Origin of the sequence: Kitasatospora sp. NPDC057738 (genome assembly GCF_042798815.1) — a bacterium.
Taxonomy (GTDB): domain Bacteria; phylum Actinomycetota; class Actinomycetes; order Streptomycetales; family Streptomycetaceae; genus Kitasatospora; species Kitasatospora lactacystinica.
The window spans coordinates 38,926-55,574 of the sequence record NZ_JBHVJT010000006.1 but is presented as its reverse complement, the minus strand read 5'-3'; the positions used below and the strand labels follow the sequence as shown (position 1 = coordinate 55,574).

Annotated in this window: 13 protein-coding genes; 8 read left to right on the top strand and 5 right to left on the bottom strand. The window is 74.2% G+C overall.

Annotation, left to right across the window (positions count from 1 at the left end):
• Positions 1–202: 202 nt before the first annotated feature.
• Positions 203–1,444 carry a sensor histidine kinase gene (locus tag ACFVGO_RS04950; RefSeq protein WP_380630912.1) on the top strand — a complete coding sequence of 414 codons (1,242 nt, stop codon included), beginning with the start codon at positions 203–205 and terminating at the stop codon, positions 1,442–1,444.
• On the top strand, positions 1,441–2,145 hold the full coding sequence (locus tag ACFVGO_RS04945; protein ID WP_359898784.1) for a response regulator transcription factor: 705 nt from the start codon (positions 1,441–1,443) through the stop codon (positions 2,143–2,145). Before ACFVGO_RS04950 ends, ACFVGO_RS04945 begins: the two co-directional genes overlap by 4 nt.
• A gap of 58 nt (positions 2,146–2,203) precedes the next feature.
• Here ACFVGO_RS04945 and katG read toward each other — a convergent pair whose 3' ends face one another.
• Positions 2,204–4,420 carry a catalase/peroxidase HPI gene (katG, locus tag ACFVGO_RS04940; RefSeq protein ID WP_359898786.1) on the bottom strand — a complete coding sequence of 739 codons (2,217 nt, stop codon included), beginning with the start codon at positions 4,418–4,420 and terminating at the stop codon, positions 2,204–2,206.
• A 299-nt stretch (positions 4,421–4,719) separates the two neighbouring features.
• Between katG and ACFVGO_RS04935 the strand changes: the two genes are divergently transcribed.
• Entirely contained in the window at positions 4,720–5,133 is a 414-nt protein-coding gene (locus ACFVGO_RS04935; protein ID WP_380630881.1) for a Fur family transcriptional regulator, read from the top strand.
• A gap of 72 nt (positions 5,134–5,205) precedes the next feature.
• Positions 5,206–5,826, top strand: coding sequence for an L-threonylcarbamoyladenylate synthase (locus ACFVGO_RS04930; protein WP_380630880.1), 621 nt, complete (start codon positions 5,206–5,208; stop codon positions 5,824–5,826).
• A gap of 105 nt (positions 5,827–5,931) precedes the next feature.
• Here ACFVGO_RS04930 and ACFVGO_RS04925 read toward each other — a convergent pair whose 3' ends face one another.
• Positions 5,932–8,184: an MMPL family transporter gene (locus tag ACFVGO_RS04925; protein ID WP_359898792.1), complete on the bottom strand. Its 2,253-nt coding sequence runs from the start codon at positions 8,182–8,184 to the stop codon at positions 5,932–5,934.
• Positions 8,185–8,438: 254 nt separating this feature from the next.
• On the opposite strand from ACFVGO_RS04925, the gene ACFVGO_RS04920 reads away from it, so the two are divergent.
• Complete coding sequence (locus tag ACFVGO_RS04920; RefSeq protein ID WP_380630879.1) at positions 8,439–9,707, top strand: sensor histidine kinase; 1,269 nt, start codon at positions 8,439–8,441, stop codon at positions 9,705–9,707.
• Positions 9,704–10,465 (top strand): response regulator, encoded by a 762-nt coding sequence (locus tag ACFVGO_RS04915; RefSeq protein ID WP_380630878.1) that lies wholly within the window; start codon positions 9,704–9,706, stop codon positions 10,463–10,465. The genes ACFVGO_RS04920 and ACFVGO_RS04915 overlap by 4 nt, the downstream gene beginning before the upstream one ends.
• A gap of 81 nt (positions 10,466–10,546) precedes the next feature.
• On the opposite strand, the gene ACFVGO_RS04910 is transcribed toward ACFVGO_RS04915, so the two are convergent.
• Positions 10,547–11,794 (bottom strand): serine hydrolase domain-containing protein, encoded by a 1,248-nt coding sequence (locus ACFVGO_RS04910; protein ID WP_380630877.1) that lies wholly within the window; start codon positions 11,792–11,794, stop codon positions 10,547–10,549.
• A 293-nt stretch (positions 11,795–12,087) separates the two neighbouring features.
• Positions 12,088–13,389, bottom strand: a complete 1,302-nt coding sequence (locus ACFVGO_RS04905) for a cytochrome P450 (protein WP_380630876.1) — start codon at positions 13,387–13,389, stop codon at positions 12,088–12,090.
• A gap of 35 nt (positions 13,390–13,424) precedes the next feature.
• Here ACFVGO_RS04905 and ACFVGO_RS04900 point away from each other — a divergent pair, with 35 nt between their 5' ends.
• The gene (locus ACFVGO_RS04900; protein WP_359898800.1) at positions 13,425–13,634 is read left to right on the top strand and encodes a hypothetical protein; all 210 of its coding nucleotides are present in this window, start codon (positions 13,425–13,427) and stop codon (positions 13,632–13,634) included.
• A 124-nt stretch (positions 13,635–13,758) separates the two neighbouring features.
• Positions 13,759–15,834, top strand: coding sequence for a tetratricopeptide repeat protein (locus ACFVGO_RS04895; protein WP_380630875.1), 2,076 nt, complete (start codon positions 13,759–13,761; stop codon positions 15,832–15,834).
• On the opposite strand, the gene ACFVGO_RS04890 is transcribed toward ACFVGO_RS04895, so the two are convergent.
• Complete coding sequence (locus tag ACFVGO_RS04890; protein ID WP_359898804.1) at positions 15,762–16,598, bottom strand: helix-turn-helix transcriptional regulator; 837 nt, start codon at positions 16,596–16,598, stop codon at positions 15,762–15,764. The genes ACFVGO_RS04895 and ACFVGO_RS04890 overlap by 73 nt on opposite strands.
• Positions 16,599–16,649 lie beyond the last annotated feature (51 nt).

Genomic DNA, 16,649 nt, shown 5'->3' with positions numbered 1-16,649 from the left:
TCCTGGTCGCTTCCCGTCTGGTGCCGCGACGAAGGTACGGACGGGCGGCGCGGGTCCGCGTCCGCCGACCGCCGCAGGTTCCGTACCGCGTCGGGTGGACGGCCGCCGGCGTCATCCCTCCGGTGTAGTCGTGGGGAGTACCGGCCACCCCCCGGCCGCGGGGCTGTCCCGCGGGGCCCGTGGCCCCCACAATGTCCCGGTGATCAACCATCCGACGGTGCGCCGGCTGCGCGCGGCGGTCCGCCCGGCCGACGGCCCGGGCACCGCGCCGCCGCCCCGGCCGACCCGGCGCGGCCAGGCCTTCGACGTGGCCCTGGCCCTCTTCCTCGCCTTCACCGGCGGGCGCTACGCGACCATCGCGGGCGGCCCGCACGGGACGGCGCCGTCCTGGCTGCTGCTGGTGGTGGTGCCGCTCGTCCCGCTGCCGCTGGTCCTGCGCCGCCGCTACCCGCTGGCGGTGCTGTGGACGGTGCTGCCGGCCGCGCTGCTGGTCCGGCACCAGTCGCAGGACATCGCGTACTCGGCGGGCGTGGCGGTGGTCGTCGCCGCGTACAGCGCCGCCGCGTACGGGCGCCGCCCCCGGGCCCTGCTGCTCGGCCTGCCGGCCGCCACCGCCGCCCTGGTGGTGCTCTTCTCCGCGGCCAAACTGCCGCACTTCCCCAACGGGGTGATCGCCGTCCTGCTCCTGGTGCCGGTGTTCGCGGTCGCGTACGAACTGCGGATGTGGCGCCGCCGGGTGGAGGAGGGGCGGGAGCGGCTCTCCGCCCTGGAACGCGAGCAGCTGGCCGCGCTGCAGCGCGCGGTGGAGCTCGAACGGGCGAGGATCGCCCGGGAGTTGCACGATGTCGTCACCCACAACGTGAGCATGATGACGATCCAGGCCGGGGCGGCCCGCAAGATCCTGGACACCGCGCCGGAGAGGGCCCGCGAGGCGATGCTCGCGGTGGAGTCCGGCGGCCGCGCGGCGATGACCGAACTCCGGCACGTGATGGGCCTGTTGACCATCGACTCGGAGAGCGCCGACAACCCGGCCGCCGGGGCCGGCCTCAGCCCGCAGCCGGGCCTCGGCCGGCTGGAGACGCTGGTCCACGACGTCCGGCAGGCCGGGCTGCCGGTCGAGCTGACCGTCCGCGGCGAGCGCCGCGCCGTCCCGCCCGGGGTCGAGCTGGCCGCCTACCGGGTCGTCCAGGAGGCGCTCACCAACACCGTCAAGCACGCGGGCGGCGCCCACGCCGCGGTGACCGTCGAGTACGCCCCCGACCGGCTGCTGGTGGAGGTCACCGACACCGGAGGCCGCCCCACCGGCGCCGCCGCCACCGGCAACGGACGCGGCCTGCTCGGCCTGCGCGAACGCCTCGCCGTCTACGGCGGCACCCTGCACACCGACCCCCGGCCGCGCGGCGGCTACCGCGTCAAGGCCCTGATTCCCCTGGAGAGTTCATGACCGAGCAGCCGCTGCGGGTGGTGGTCGCCGATGACCAGGCCCTGGTCCGCACCGGGTTCCGGCTGATCCTGGAGTCGGAGGGCATCGAGGTGGTGGCCGAGGCCGAGGACGGCGAGCAGGCCGTCGCCGCCGTCCGCCGCTGCCGGCCGGACGTGGTGCTGATGGACATCCGGATGCCCGGCCTGGACGGACTGGAGGCCGCCCGCCGGATCCTGGCGGACGGCGCGCAGGAGCCGCCGCGGATCATCATGCTGACCACCTTCGACCTCGACCACTACGTCTACGCGGCGATGGCCGCCGGGGCCAGCGGCTTCCTGCTGAAGGACGTCACCCCGGAGCACCTGGCGGCCGCCGTCCGGCTGGTCCGCACCGGGGACGCGCTGCTCGCCCCGACGATCACCCGCCGTCTGGTCGAGCGCTTCGCCCGCCCGGAGAGCCCGGCCGGCCCCGCCGCCGCCCCGCACCGGGAGCTGGGCACGCTCACCCCGCGCGAGCTGGAGGTGACGGGGCTGCTCGCCCGCGGCCTCAGCAACGCCGAACTCGCCGCCCGGCTGGGGCTGTCCGAGGCGACGGTGAAGACGCACGTGGCCCGGATCCTCGGCAAGCTGGGCCTGCGGGACCGGGCCCAGGTGGTGGTCGCGGCGTACGAGACCGGGCTGGTCAGCGTGGGGTCCGTCGCCGATCCGGCCGGGGGCCGGTGACGCGCGACGGGAGCCCGGGGCCTTGCCGCCCCGGGCTCCCGTCGTCACGCGCCGCGGATCAGCGGAGGTCGAAGCGGTCCGCGTTCATGACCTTGACCCAGGCCGCGACGAAGTCCTCGACGAACTTCTCCTTGGCGTCGTCGGCCGCGTACACCTCGGCGACGGCCCGCAGTTCGGCGTTCGAGCCGAAGACCAGGTCGGCGCGGGTGCCGGTCCAGCGCACCCGGCCCGAACCGTCCCGGCCCTCGAAGGTGTGGGCGTCCTCCGAGGTGGCCTTCCAAGCGGTGTCCAGGTCCAGCAGGTTGACGAAGTAGTCGTTCGTCAGCACGCCGGGGGTCGCGGTGAGCACACCGTGCGTGGACCCGCCGTGGTTGGCGCCCAGCACGCGCAGGCCACCGACCAGGACGGTCAGCTCGGGCGCGCTGACGCCCAGCAGGTTGGCCTTGTCGAGCAGCAGGTACTCGGCCGGCAGCCGGTTGCCCTTGCCGACCCAGTTGCGGAAGCCGTCCGCCTTGGGCTCCAGCGCGGCGAAGGAATCGGTGTCGGTCAGCTCCTGCGGCGCGTCCACCCGGCCGGGCGCGAACGGCACCTCGACGGCCAGCCCGGCCGCCCTGGCGGCCTGCTCGATGCCGACGCCGCCGGCCAGCACCACCAGGTCCGCGAGCGAGACCCGCTTGTCGCCGGCCTGCGCGTCGAACTCCTGCTGCACGCCTTCCAGGGCGCGCAGCACCGTGGCCAGCCGGTCGGGCTCGTTGACCTCCCAGCCGATCTGCGGCTGGAGCCGGATGCGGCCGCCGTTGGCGCCGCCGCGCTTGTCGCTGGAGCGGAAGGAGGAGGCCGCCGCCCAGGCGGTGGAGACCAGTTCGGACACCGACAGGCCGGTGGCGTTGATCCGCCGCTTGAGGTCGGCGATGTCGGCCGCGCCGATCGGCCGGTACGTGACCCCCGGCAGCGGGTCCTGCCAGAGCAGGTGCTCGCTCGGGACCTCGGGGCCGAGGTAGCGGACCACCGGGCCCATGTCGCGGTGGGTCAGCTTGTACCAGGCGCGGGCGAAGGCGTCGGCGAACGCCTCCGGGTTCTCCAGGAAGCGCCGGGAGATCGGCTCGTAGACCGGGTCGAAGCGCAGCGACAGGTCCGTGGTGAGCATGATCGGCACGTGCCGCTTGGCCGGGTCGTGGGCGTCCGGGACGGTGCCCTCGCCGCCGCCGTCCTTGGGCTTCCACTGGTGCGCGCCGGCCGGGCTCTTGGTGAGCTCCCACTCGTAGCCGAACAGCGTCTCGAAGAAGCTGTTGTCCCAGGTGATCGGGGTGGGCGTCCAGGTGCCCTCCAGACCGCTGGTGATCGCGTCGCCGCCGACGCCGGTGCCGAAGCTGCTCTTCCAGCCGAGGCCCTGCTGCTCGATCGGGGCGTCCTCGGGGGCCGGGCCGACGCTGTCGGCCGGGCCGGCGCCGTGGGTCTTGCCGAAGGTGTGGCCGCCGGCGATCAGCGCGACGGTCTCCTCGTCGTCCATCGCCATCCGGTAGAAGGTCTCGCGGATGTCGCGGGCGGCGGCGATCGGGTCCGGGTTGCCGTTGGGGCCCTCGGGGTTGACGTAGATCAGGCCCATCTGGACGGCGGCCAGCGGGTTCTCCAGCTCGCGGTCGCCGGTGTAGCGCTCGTCGCCGAGCCAGGTGGTCTCCGGGCCCCAGTAGACGTCCTCGTCCGGCTCCCACTCGTCGACCCGGCCGCCGCCGAAGCCGAAGGTGGCGAAGCCCATGCCCTCCAGGGCCACGTTGCCGGACAGGATGATCAGGTCGGCCCAGGACAGGGCGCGCCCGTACTTCTTCTTCACCGGCCACAGCAGGCGGCGGGCCTTGTCGAGGCTGGCGTTGTCGGGCCAGCTGTTCAGCGGGGCGAAGCGCTGCTGGCCGCCGCCGGCGCCGCCGCGGCCGTCGCTGATCCGGTAGGTGCCGGCGCTGTGCCAGGCCATCCGGATGATGAAGGGGCCGTAGTAGCCGAAGTCGGCCGGCCACCAGTCCTTCGAGGTGGAGAGGGCCTCCTGGATGTCCCGCTTGACGGCCGGGAGGTCGAGGGTCTTGAAGGCCTCGGCGTAGTCGAATCCGCCGCCGAGCGGATTGGCCACCGCCGGGTTCTTCGCGAGGATCTTCAGGTTGAGCCGTTCCGGCCACCACTGGCGGTTCCCGCCGCCCTGGGTGGGGTGCGGCGCCCGCCCGTGGTTCACCGGGCAGCCCTCCGCGTTCGCCTCTACGCCGGTTGCATCGTGGTTGTCAGACATGGGAATCCTTCCCTCACAAGGCGGATCACGGTGTCTTCATCTGCTACCTACGGCACCTACTGCTGCTGTCTGGTCCTGGCGCGCCGCGTGTTGCCACTGCTGTCACTGCCCGCCGTCGCGCACGGCAGTGACGGGAGTCACATACTGCTGCCACCCAGGCTAGCGCCGGAGCCGATCCTACGATGGACGGAATCCAAGTCAAGAAAGACACCAAAGCCATATCCGATCGGGAACCGGAAGGCACCGGAGGTGAATTGGTAAACTCCGGTCCTCCCCTTGACCTGAATAGGTGAACCGATATGAGTGACCTGCTGGAGCGGCTGCGCGGGCGCGGCTGGCGCCTCACCTCCCAGCGGCGTGTCGTGGCCGAGGTCCTGGACGGCGAGCACGTGCACCTGACCGCCGACGAGGTGCACGCCCGGGCGGCGGAGCGCCTCCCGGAGATCTCCCGGGCGACGGTCTACAACACGCTCGGTGAACTGGTCACCCTGGGCGAGGTCGTCGAGGTGTCCACCGACGGGCGCGCCAAGCGCTACGACCCGAACGCCCACCAACCCCACCAGCACCTGGTCTGCACCGGCTGCGGCGCCATCCGCGACGTCCACCCGCGGGGCAATCCGCTCTCCGACCTTCCGGCCGAGCAGCGCTTCGGGTTCGCCGTGGTGCAGGCGGAGGTCACCTACCGGGGGCTCTGCCCGGACTGCGCGGGCTGATCGCCCCGGGGCGCCGGCGGCGGGACGCGGCGGCTGCGGCGGTCGACGACCGGGATCCCGTAGGGTCGGCCAATGGCGAAGTACTTCGACGTGCATCCAGAGTCCCCCCAGCCCCGCACCATCGGCACCGTGGCCGCCGGTCTCCGGTCCGGGAACCTCATCGCGTACCCGACCGACTCCTGTTTCGCCCTGGGCTGTCGCCTGGAGAACCGCGACGGCCTCGAACGGATCCGGTCGATCCGGCGTCTCGACGACCGCCACCACTTCACGCTGATGTGCATGGACTTCGCCCAGCTGGGCCAGTTCGTCCACATCGACAACGACGTCTTCCGCGCCGTCAAGGCCTCGACGCCGGGCAGCTACACCTTCATCCTCCCCGCCACCAAGGAGGTGCCGCGCCGCCTGATGCACCCGAAGAAGAAGACGGTCGGGGTGCGGATCCCCGATCACCCCGTCACCCGGGCCCTGCTCGCCGAACTCGGTGAGCCCCTGGTCTCCAGCACCCTGCTCCTCCCCGGCGAGGACGAGCCGATGACCCAGGGGTGGGAGATCAAGGAGCGGCTCGACCACGTGCTGGACGCCGTGCTGGATTCGGGCGACTGCGGCACGGTGCCGACGACGGTCGTCGACTACTCCAGCGGCGAGCCGGAGATCGTCCGGCGCGGGGCCGGCGACCCCGCGCGCTTCGAGTGAGGGGCCTGGCACCGCGGCGGCCATGACGCCGGGGACCCTTCGGGCCCGGGAGGGAACGCCTCGGTGGAGACCGGTGCGACCGGTGTGACCGTGCGACCGGTGTGCTCAGCGGGTGCCGAGGCGGTCCGGGGCCGGGCGCGGGGCGGCCACCGGGGCCGCGCCGGTGTCCGGGGCCGTCGTGTCCGGGCCCGTCGTGGTCGGGGCCGTCGTGATCGGAGCGGCCGGGGTGGGGCGCAGGGGCCACCAGAGGGAGCGGCCGAGGAGAGCGGCCAGGGCCGGGACCACGCCGAGCGAGAGGACCAGGGCGGAGAGCAGGATGCCGAGGGTCAGCGAGAAGGCGATCTGCTCGCTGCCCGGGGTGGTCGCCAGGGTGGCGAAGGAACCGGCCAGGACGAGACCGGCCGTGGCGACGGTCGGGGCGGTGTGCCGGACGGCGCGGGCCACGGCGGCGCGGGGCGCACCGGGCCGCCGCATCTCCTCACGGATGCGGTCGGTGACGAGGATGTTGTAGTCGGTGCCCAGGGCGACGACGAACAGGAACAGCACCAGCGGGAGCGTGAAGGCGACGCCCGGCTCGCCCAGGCCGTGCTGGAACAGCAGCGTGGCGGCGCCCAGGGTGGCGGCGAACCCGAGGCCGACGGCGAGCATCAGGACCACCGGGGCCAGCAGGCTGCGCAGGAGCAGCAGCAGGATCAGGGCGATCAGGGCGGCCGCGACCGGGAAGACCACGGTCAGGTCGTGGTCGACGGCGGTGGAGATGTCGGCGAAGACCGCCGCCGTGCCGCCGACGTGGGCGCTGGTCCCGGGCGGGGTGTGCGCGGCGACCGCGGCACGGACCGGGCCGGAGGCCAGGTCGCGGGCCCGCTGGCTCTGCGGGTCGGCGTTCAGGTAGACCTCGATCCGGGCGGCGCGGTGGTCCTCGTTGAGGACGGTCCGGCCCACCTGGCCGACGCCCTCGACCCCGGTCAGGGCCCGGGAGAGGCCGTCGAACCGGCCGGCGTCGAGGGTGCCGCCGTCCTGGGCGACGAGGTAGACGGCCGTCGGGTCGGAGACGCCGGCCGGCAGGGCGCGGGAGATCTCCGCGGCGGTGGCCGCGGCCGCCGTCGTGGAGCCGTCCGCCAGGCTGTAGTCCATCCGCAGCCCGGCCGTGCCGGCGGCCAGCGCGCCGAGCAGGGCGACGGAGGCCGCCAGCAGCGCCAGCGGCCGGCGGGCGACGAGGCCGCCGAAACGGGCGGCGACGCCCTCACGCGGAACCTGCCGCAGACCGCGCGAGGGCCAGAACATCCCGCGGCCGCAGGCGGCGAGCAGGGCGGGCATCAGGGTGAGGCTGCCCAGCAGCATGACCAGCACCGCGACGGCGATGGCCGGGCCGAGCGAACGGAACTGGCCGAAGGTCGCGACGCCCAGGGTGGCGAAGGCGGCGACGATGGTCAGTGCCGCGGAGGTGATCGCGGTGCCCACCCGGCCCGCCACCTCGGCGGCCGCCTCCCGGGCGGGCTGGTCGGGCCGCGCCCGCAGGTGCTCGCGGAACCGGAAGAGCAGGAACAGCAGGTAGTCGACGCCGATGCCGAGCAGGACCACGGAGATCAGGCCCGGGGTGGAGGCGTCCAGCTTCAGACCGGCGAGCGCCGCCGCGCCCGCCACGGCTCCGCCGGCCACGCCGCCGATCACGGCGACCGCGAGCAGCGGCAGCACGGCCGCGAGCACGCTGCGGAACACCAGCACGTTGAGCAGGACGATCAGCACCGTCACGAGGGCGCTGCCGATCATCGCGGCGGTCCGGTTGGCGTCGGCGCTGTCGGCGGCCTGGGCCAGGCCGCCGGTGAACCCGGTGCGCATCCCGAGCTCGGCGAAGCGCGCGCGGGCGTCGTCCCGGAAGGCCTTGTAGACGCCCTGCACCCCCTCCTCCGTCGCGTTGCCGGTCAGCTCGACCGAGAGCAGCTCGAAGGTCCGGTCGGGCGCCACCATGGCGGGCGCGATCCGGGGCGTCTGGGAGTGGTCGGGCACGAGGAACTTCGGCTCGTCCTCCTTCCTCGGCATGACGACCCGGCGCCCGGCGAGCTTCGCCGCCGCGGCCTCGACCTGCTGCTGGTCGGCGGCGGTGAGCGCCCCGCCGTCGGTCCGGGCGACCAGCACCGTGATCGTGGTGGCGTCCGGCTTCACGCCGAAGTTGTCCTCGGCGATGCGCAGCGCGGCGGCCGAGTCGTAGCTGCGCGGCAGGAAGTCCCCGCTCTGGGACCCGGTCACCCGGGACATCAGCATCGGTGCCAGGACGCTCAGCCCCATGCCCAGCACCGCCCAGACGGCGATGACCTTCCACGCGTGTCTGGTGGCGAATCCGGTCAGTGCGCGGATCACGATTCCTCCGGCTGATGGACGCGAACGTCGGTGTCGGCGCCGGGGGTTCCCGGCCTGTCTCCAGACCATCAGGGCGAGGGGGTCCCGGGCGTCCGGGCAGCGGACGATCCGCGCCGGGGCCCGCGGTCCTCCACGTGGGACGGAACCAGGACCGTGGTCCTGGTCCGCCCTCCCGGCGTCGGCCGCGGGGACCACGTCCGGGCTGGAGGGCCGGTGCCAGAATGGCTGCGTCAGTGATCAGCCGGGAGGACCAGATGAACGGGCGTCAGCGCGCCGGGGCGGTCGCGAGTACGGACCGCCCGCCGGGGGAACGGACGGCGAACGGCGTCGACGGGCGGCCGGGGCGGTGGACGGACGGGCTGCCGTGGACCCAGGGCGACGCCCTGGTGGCCGTCGGTGCCGGCACGGTCGACCTGCTCGGGTACCTGCTCCTCGGTCGGATCGCCGACGGCCAGGGCATCACCGTGCCGGTCTTCGTCCTGGTCGCCCTCTCGGGCCTGCCGCTGCTCGCCCGGCGCAGCCGCCCGGTGCCGGCGCTCGCCGCCGTCCTGGTGCTCCAGACGGCCGTCGAGCTCTCCACCGCCCCGGCCGGCGCCCGCTTCGGCGCCGTCCTGACCGTCGCCCTGTACTCGGTCGGCCGCAACTGCACCGTCCAGGTCACGGCGGCCGCCGGCGCGGCGACGGCGGTGGTCACGCCGCTGAGCCAGGGTCACTTCCACTCCCTGACCTGGGAGGCGGTCATCGCCGCGCCCTTCTCCGCCGCCCTGGTGGGCGCCGCCGGTCTGGCGGTCTCGCGCTGGCAGCGGGAGGTGGCCGCCAACCGCCGACTGCTGGCAGACCGCGCGGTCGCCGAGGAACGCCGCCGCATCGCCCGGGAGCTGCACGACATCGTGGCCCACCACATCACCACCATGCAGCTGATGGCCGGCGGTGCCCGGGCCAACCTCGGCAGGCCGGAGGTGGTCCGGGACGCCCTGGTCACCCTGGAGTCCTCGGGACGGCTGGCCCTGCGCGAGATGCGCCAGCTGCTGAACGTCCTGCGGACCGGCGACGAACCGGACACCGCCCCGCCGTTGCCCCAGCCCGGGGCGGACGAGCTCGACCGGCTGGTGGACGAGTCCTGCCTGGCCGGGCTGTCGACCGAGTTCACCGTCGACGGGCCCAGGCGCCCGCTGCCGCCCACCGTCGGCCTGACCGTGTTCCGGATCGTCCAGGAGGGCCTCACCAACGCCCGCAAGTACGCCGGCCCCGCCCGGGCCTCCGTCCGCCTGGCGTACCACCCGGACCGGGTCACCGTCGAGGTGCGGGACGACGGCGGCGGCGCGCCCCCGCCGGAGTGCGCCCCGGGTGCGGGCCGGGCGGGGTACGGCCTGATCGGCATGCGCGAGCGCGTCGCCCTGCACGGCGGCACCCTGGAGACCGGCCCGCAGCCGGGCGGCGGCTTCGCCGTGGTGGCCGAGCTGCCGCTGAGCTCCGCCGAATCGTCCGAGGCGGCCGTCCAGCACGGCGGGGCGGGCCGATGACCGACCCGACCAGCCGTGCCGACGACACCGGCACCGGCACCGACGGCGCCGGGCCCGCCCCGGCGATCAAGGTGCTCATCGTCGACGACCAGCCGCTGGTCCGCCGCGGCCTGTCCCTGATCCTCTTCCCCGACCCGTCCTTCGAGGTGGTCGGCGAGGCCGAGGACGGGGAGCGGGCCGTCGCCGCCGCCCTGCGGCTGCGCCCCGACGTCGTGGTGATGGACATCCGGATGCCCGTCCTGGACGGCGTCGGCGCGACCGGGGAACTGGCCCGCGTCCTGCCCGGCTGCCGGGTGCTCGCCCTCAGCACCTTCGACATGGACGAGTACGTGGTGGCCGCGCTGCGCGCCGGTGCCCACGGGTTCCTGCCCAAGGACGTCTCCCCGGAGGAGCTGGCCACCGCGATCCGGACCGTGCACGCCGGGGAGGCGGTGGTCGCTCCGCGGCTGCTCACCCGGCTGATCTCCGCCTACGTCCGGACTCCGGGCGCCACCGCCGCGCCGCCGGCCGCCGCCACCGGCACGGACGACCTCACGCCCCGGGAGGTCGAGGTGTGGCGGCTGATCGCCACCGGCCTCGACAACACCGCGATCTCACTGGCCCTGGACATCAGCGTGTCGACGGTGAAGAACTACATCACCAGCATCTTCGGCAAGCTCGACGTCCGGGACCGCGCCCAGGCGGTCATCGCGGCCTACGAGTCCGGCCTGGTCACCGCCCGCACCGGGAACGGCGACCAGGCCGGAGGGCGCGCCTAGCCGAACGGCCGCGCGGGCCGCGACCGGCGACCGGCGACCGGCGACCGGCGACCGGGAGGCTCACCGGGCCGGCCGCGGCCGTCACTCGGCGCAGAGCGAGGTGTCCAGCATGGCCTGGAAGTGCTCGACACTCTTCGGGCCGGGCGCGATGTTCGCGGTCACCGCGATGGTGGCCGCGCGGCCGTCCTCGGTCACCCCCGGGAGGGTGTGGAAGCCCGGCATGGCGCCACCGTGCCCCCAGGCGACCCCGCCGCAGCTCAACGGCCGGCGGCTCAGCCCGAGTCCGTACTCCTCACCCGGCGACGAGGCGGCCTCGTCGGGCATCCTCACCGTGGTCTTCATCTCGGCGAGCTGGGCGGGCCCGAGGAGCCTGCCGCCCATCAGTGCGGAGAAGAACCGGTTCAAGTCGCTCGGTGTGGAGACCAACTGCCCGGCGGCCCACCCCCAGGAGCCGTCCAGTTCGGTGACGTCGGTCAGCGGCCCGCCCGTCGTGGGCGCGTGGTAGCCGTGCGGGTGCGCCTCCCGGATGCCCTCCTCGCCCACGCCCGGGAAGTAGGTGTGCCGCAGTCCGATGCGGTCGATCACCCGCTTGGTGATCTGCTCCGAGAACGGACGGCCGGTGACCTTCTCGATCAACAGACCCGCCAGGACGTAATTGGTGTTGCTGTACGACCACTTGGTGCCGGGGGCGAACAGCGCCTTGTGGGCGAGCGCGAGGTCGAGCAGGTCACGCGGCTGGTAGTAGTGGTGGCGGCCCTCCCCGAAGACGGCCTCGAAGAGGTCGTCGGTGTAGTTGGGCAGCCCGCTGGTGTGCTGGAGCAGCTGGCGCACCGTGATGGCGCGGCCGTCGATGCCCTCGCCGCGCACCAGCCCGGGCAGGTAGCGGTCGATCGGGGCATCGAGTTCGACCTTGCCCTCGCCGACCAACTGCAGGACGACCACGGCGGCGTAGGTCTTGGTGTTGCTGCCCGCCCGCACCTGGCCGTCCACCGGCACCTTGGCGCCGGTCCGCAGGTCCGCGACGCCCGCGGTGTAGTTGCGGACCCGGCCGCCCGCGATGGTCGTCGAGGCCATCGCGGCGGGGTACCGGTCGTCCGCCACCAGCCTCTCCAGCCCGGCCCGCACGACGTCCTTCGGCCCGGTGGCCGGCACCGCGGAGGCGGGCAGACTACCGACTCCCAGGGCGGCGGCCGCCACGAGCAGCACCGTGAGCGAGCGCCACGACGACGGGGCCGACGGAGGGAGCGCCGACGGCGACTCCGTGGCGGCCGGGCCGGTGCCGGTGGACGGGGACACGCCCTGGAGGCGGCGGAAATGACGATCGGCCATGCGGAAACTCCTTGGGCAACGGCGCCACGAGGGCGCGGAGGAAGGGGAGTCGAAGGCGACGGCGGCTCCGCCCCACGGGTGGTCCGCCCGGCGGACGACCCGCCCGGTCACGGTCCCGAGCCTAGAAACAGGCCCCGTGCGGGTCGTCGCCCACCGGCACGAGGACCGTGCTCCTGGGCCGTCCCCCGCCAGGTACCCCGCTCCCCGTCCCCTCTCCCCCGCCGCTCCTCCGCCCTCCCGGATCGCCGCCCCCGGGAACCACCGGCCGTCGCGGCCGGCGAGGTGTTCCCCGCCTAAGTCCACTGGACCGGCAGCGACTTGAGGCCGTTCTGGAAGTTGGAGACCAGGTGCCGCGGCGGCCGACCCGGCACCAGCGCGAGCCCGGGGAGGCGCTCGATCAGCCGGCGCAGCATCGATCGCAGCTGGAGCCGCGCGAGTTGGGCACCGAGGCAGAAGTGCGGGCCGTGGCCGAAGCTCACGTGGTCGTTCGGACTGCGGGTGATGTCGAAGCGGTCCGGGTCGGGGAACACCGCCGCGTCCCGGTTGGCGGAGGCGTGGTAGACCACCACCTTGTCGCCGCGCCGGATCGTCCGGCCGCCCAGCTCCATGTCCCGCGTCGCCGTGCGGCGGAAGTCCGTCACCGGCGCCCAGTGGCGCAGCATCTCCTCGACGGCGGAGGGCACCAAGTCGGGATTAGCGCACAGCAGTTGGTACTGCTCCGGGTGGCCGAGCAAGGTGTACAGGCCGCCGGGCAGGCCGTTGCGGACGGTCTCGTTCCCGGCGACGGCGAAGAGGAAGAACATGGTCTCGAACTCCTCGGCCGTCAGGCCCGCTTCGAGCGTCCGGGAGAGCAGGCCGCCCGGGGCGGGCCGCCGGGCCAGGCCGTGGGCGTAGGCGAACATGTCCGCCAGCGCGGCGCGGGAGCGGGGGTTGACCGGGCGGCCGTCCGGGGCGGTCCGGGTGGTGGGGCGGTGGGCGAGCGCGGCACGGCCGAGCTCGGTGAGTGCGGCCGGCTCCACGGTGCTGGAGTGGGCGTAGTCGGCGTCCTGGTAGCCGATCACCCGGTTCGCCCAGTCCAGCAGCAGCAACCGGTCCTGCTCCGGCACGCCCATCACCCGGGCCAGTGTCCACACCGGCAGGTCGGCGGCGAGCCGGACGAAGTCCGCGCGACCGGCCGGCCGCACCTCCTCGATCAGCTCCCGCACCCGGCCGTCGACCGCCTCGGCCAGTTCCGCGAGGGCGCGCGGGGTGAACGCCGCGGCGACGATCCGGCGCAGCCGGGAGTGGTCGGGCGGGTCCTGGTTGAGCATCATCGCCCGGGCGAACTCCAGGTCCGCCGGGGTGTCGGGGTCGCGGATCTGGGTGGCGCCCAGGTGCGAGGAGAACAGCTCGGGGCTGCGCAGCACCTGCTTCACGTCCCCGTGCCGCAGCACCGCCCAGTACCCGGGGCCTCCGGGCCACCCGCCGATCGGAGGCTCCTCGACCCAACAGACGGGAACGGACTCGCGGAGTTTCCGCAAGAGTTCGTGAGGAACGCCGTGGGCGTAGGTGTCCGGGAGGAAGATCTGGTTGACGTACGCCTGATCGAGGGTCACATGGACGGACGGTACGTCAGGGTCATCACGATGTCATGGACGGTGAAAAGGTGTTCGAGTTCAATGGGATGGTCGGTCCGGACGATCGCCGCCTCGACGACGGCGGCGAGCGCTGGACCACGCAGCCGACCGGCGGGGCCACGACGGGCCACACGCCGGCCGACCGGTTCCGGCCCGCCACCGAGGACGAGGCCGGACAGGCACTCGACGGCGGCCGGAGCCGCGAGGCGCGCACGTTCTGCTAGGCACGGTTCGATGTCGGCGCCGAGCGCGGCGAGGAGGCCGGTGACGCGCCGGTGACGAGGGCACGGAGGGCCGGGCCTTCCATAATGGTGCCCATTCGACACGCCGGGCGGTGGGGGCGAGCAGGTGCAGGGCTGGCAGGTCAGGAACGGCATCGAGAACAGCACGGTCAACGGCAGCACCTTCCAGGCGCGCGAACTGACCGTCCACCAGTACGCAGCGCCGACCGCCGAGGTGCGGTGGCCGGTGGTGATCGGGCGGATCCCGCCCAGGGCGACGGCCTTCCAGCCCCGGGCGGAGCTGCGCCGGGCCATCGACGAGGCCCGCGGGGAGTACGGGACGGTCGTGCTGAGCCAGGTGCTGGCGGGCGGTGGCGGCGTCGGCAAGTCGCAGCTCGCGGCGCACTACGCGCGCGCGGCCGTCGAGGCGGGCACCGACCTGGTGCTGTGGGCCGACGCGGCCGAGCCGTCCGCCGTGACCGAGCTGTACGCCCGGGCCGCCGTGGAGCTCCGGGTGCCCGGGGCGAGCGGTGAGGCCGAGCAGGACGCGGAGCGCTTCCTCGCCTGGCTGGCCGCCACCGACCGGAGCTGGCTGGTCGTCCTCGACAACACCACCGAGCACACGCCCGAGGAGCTGTGGCCCGTCACCAGCCGGGGCGGGCGCGGACGGGTCATCGCGACCACCCGTCACCGGGGAGCCGCCAGTACGGGCGGCGACCGGACCCTCGTGGACGTCACCACGTACTCCCCCGCCGAGTCCGCCGCCTATCTCGCCGAGCGGCTGGAGCGGGCCAAGTGCGCCCGCTTCCTCGACGAGCACGCGGAGGAGCTCGCCGAGGCGCTGGGCCACCTGCCGCTGGCGCTGGCCCACGCGGCCGCCTGCATGGTCAACACCCGGCGCGGTTGCGGCCGTTACCTGGAACTGTTCCGTGACCGCTCGCGCAGCCTGGACGCCGTGCTGCCGGCCCGCTCCGGTGCCGACGGCTACCGGGGGCCGGTCGCGGCGGCGCTGCTGCTGGCCCTCGACGCGGCGCAGCAGGAGGAGCCGGTCGGGCTCGCCGGGCCGGTCCTCCGGTTGGCGGCGCTGCTGGACCCGGCCGGGCATCCGCAGGAGCTGTGGGGCACCGGGCCGGTGCTGGAGCATCTCGGCAGGGTCCGCGGCGCGACCGTCACGGCCGACGACGCGATGGAGGCGCTCGCGCTGCTGCACAACTACAGCCTCGTCACCCTCACCGAGACCTCCCACCGGGAGGTGACCCTCCATGCGCTCACCGCCCGTGCCGCCCTCGACACGGCTCCCGACTCGACGCGGGCGGGCATCGTGGTCGCCGAGGCCCTTCTCGAACTGTGGCCGACCGCGGACTACGGCGTGCAGGGTCTGGCCGCGACGCTCCGGGCCAACACCGACGTGCTCACCAGGCACGGGCCCACCGGCCTGATCCAGCGGCCGCTGGGGATGCACCTGCTGCTGTTCCGCTGCGGCGCGAGCCTCGTGGAGGCGGGCCTGTACGCCACCGGCATCCAGTACTGGACGCATCTCGCCAGCACGAGCGAGCGCGTCCTGGGAGGCGACCATCCCGACACTCTCGCGGCCCTCGGGAACCTCGCGCAGTCGTGCTGGGAGGCCGGACGCACCGACGAGGCGATGAGTCTCCAGGAGCAGGTCCTCGCCGACCTCCAACGCCTCCACGGCAGTGACCACCCCACCGTCCTGATGGCCCGCAACAACCTGGCCGCCACCTACTCGGAGGCCGGACGCGTCGAGGACGCCATCGGCCTCCAGGAGCAGGTCCTCGCCGACCGCCGGCACGAGCTGGGCGCCGACCACCCCGACACCCTCACGTCCCGCAACAACCTGGCCGCCACCTACCTGGAGGCCGGACGCGTCGAGGACGCCGTCGGCCTCCAGGAGCGGGTCCTCGCCGACCGCCGGCGCGTCCTCGGCGGCGACCACCCGGACACCCTCACGTCCCGCAACAACCTCGCGGTCATGTACCTGCACGCCGGAGACGTGGAGCGAGGGGTGGAGATGCTCCGCCGGGCGGCGGCGGACCTCGACCGCGTCCTCGGGCCGGACCATCCGTCGACCGTCCTGGCCAGGGAGAACCTGCTCGAAGTGACGGGGGAACCTCAGCCCGAGGCCGCCCAGGACAGCAGCAGCCGCAGCCCGTCGTCCGACGCCGAGCCCGGGTCGGCGGTGTAGGTCACCAGCGCCTGGCCGGGGTCGTCGGCCGGCCGCAGGGTGTCGTACACGAGGTCCAGCGTGCCGGCCAGGGGGTGGCGGAAGGCCTTGCGGCCCGAGGTCTTGTCGGCGACCGGGTGGTCGGCCCACATCCGCTGGAACTCTTCGCTGCCCAGGCAGAGTTGGCCGATCAGCTCGGCGAGCAGCGGGTCGTCGGGGCGGCGGCCGGCCTCCAGGTGGAGGAAGGCGACGTTCTCCCGGGCGCACGCGGCCCAGTCGGCGTAGAGCTCGCGGGAGGCCGGGTCGAGGAAGGTGATGCGGGCGATGTTGCGCTCCTCGACGGGCAGGGCGCCGTAGTCGCCGAGGAGCGCGACGGCGGCGTGGTTCCAGGCCAGGACGTCCATCCGGTGGCCCATCACCAGGGCCGGGGTGTGCGGGAGCTGCTCCAGCAGGCGCAGCAGCGAGGGGCGGGGCCGCTGGCGCTCGACGGGGCGGCGGGGGCGGGCCGCGGGCCGGGCGAGGCGGTGCAGGTGGCCGGACTCGTCGGGGGCCAGCCGCAGGGCGCGGGCGACGGCGTCGAGGACGGCGTCCGAGGGGTTGCCGACGCGGCCCTGTTCGAGGCGGGTGTAGTAGTCGACGCTGACTCCGGCGAGGTGGGCGAGCTCCTCGCGGCGCAGCCCGGCGACGCGGCGGCGGCCGCCGTAGTCGGGGAGGTCGACGTCCTCGGGCCGCAGGCCGGCGCGGCGGGTGCGGAGGAATTCGCTCAGGGCGCTGCTCGGGTTCACGTCATGGATTGTCACCCGGACGGGTGCCGCCGTGCCTGGCCCTGTCAGGAC

Excerpts from the sequence above, each read along its gene's own strand:
- ACFVGO_RS04945 (WP_359898784.1), top strand. The coding sequence starts at position 1,441 with ATGACCGAGCAGCCGCTGCGGGTGGTGGTCGCCGATGACCAGGCCCTG.
- katG (WP_359898786.1), bottom strand. The coding sequence starts at position 4,420 with ATGTCTGACAACCACGATGCAACCGGCGTAGAGGCGAACGCGGAGGGC.
- ACFVGO_RS04935 (WP_380630881.1), top strand. The coding sequence starts at position 4,720 with ATGAGTGACCTGCTGGAGCGGCTGCGCGGGCGCGGCTGGCGCCTCACC.
- ACFVGO_RS04930 (WP_380630880.1), top strand. The coding sequence starts at position 5,206 with ATGGCGAAGTACTTCGACGTGCATCCAGAGTCCCCCCAGCCCCGCACC.
- ACFVGO_RS04920 (WP_380630879.1), top strand. The coding sequence starts at position 8,439 with ATGAACGGGCGTCAGCGCGCCGGGGCGGTCGCGAGTACGGACCGCCCG.
- ACFVGO_RS04915 (WP_380630878.1), top strand. The coding sequence starts at position 9,704 with ATGACCGACCCGACCAGCCGTGCCGACGACACCGGCACCGGCACCGAC.
- ACFVGO_RS04910 (WP_380630877.1), bottom strand. The coding sequence starts at position 11,794 with ATGGCCGATCGTCATTTCCGCCGCCTCCAGGGCGTGTCCCCGTCCACC.
- ACFVGO_RS04900 (WP_359898800.1), top strand. The coding sequence starts at position 13,425 with ATGGACGGTGAAAAGGTGTTCGAGTTCAATGGGATGGTCGGTCCGGAC.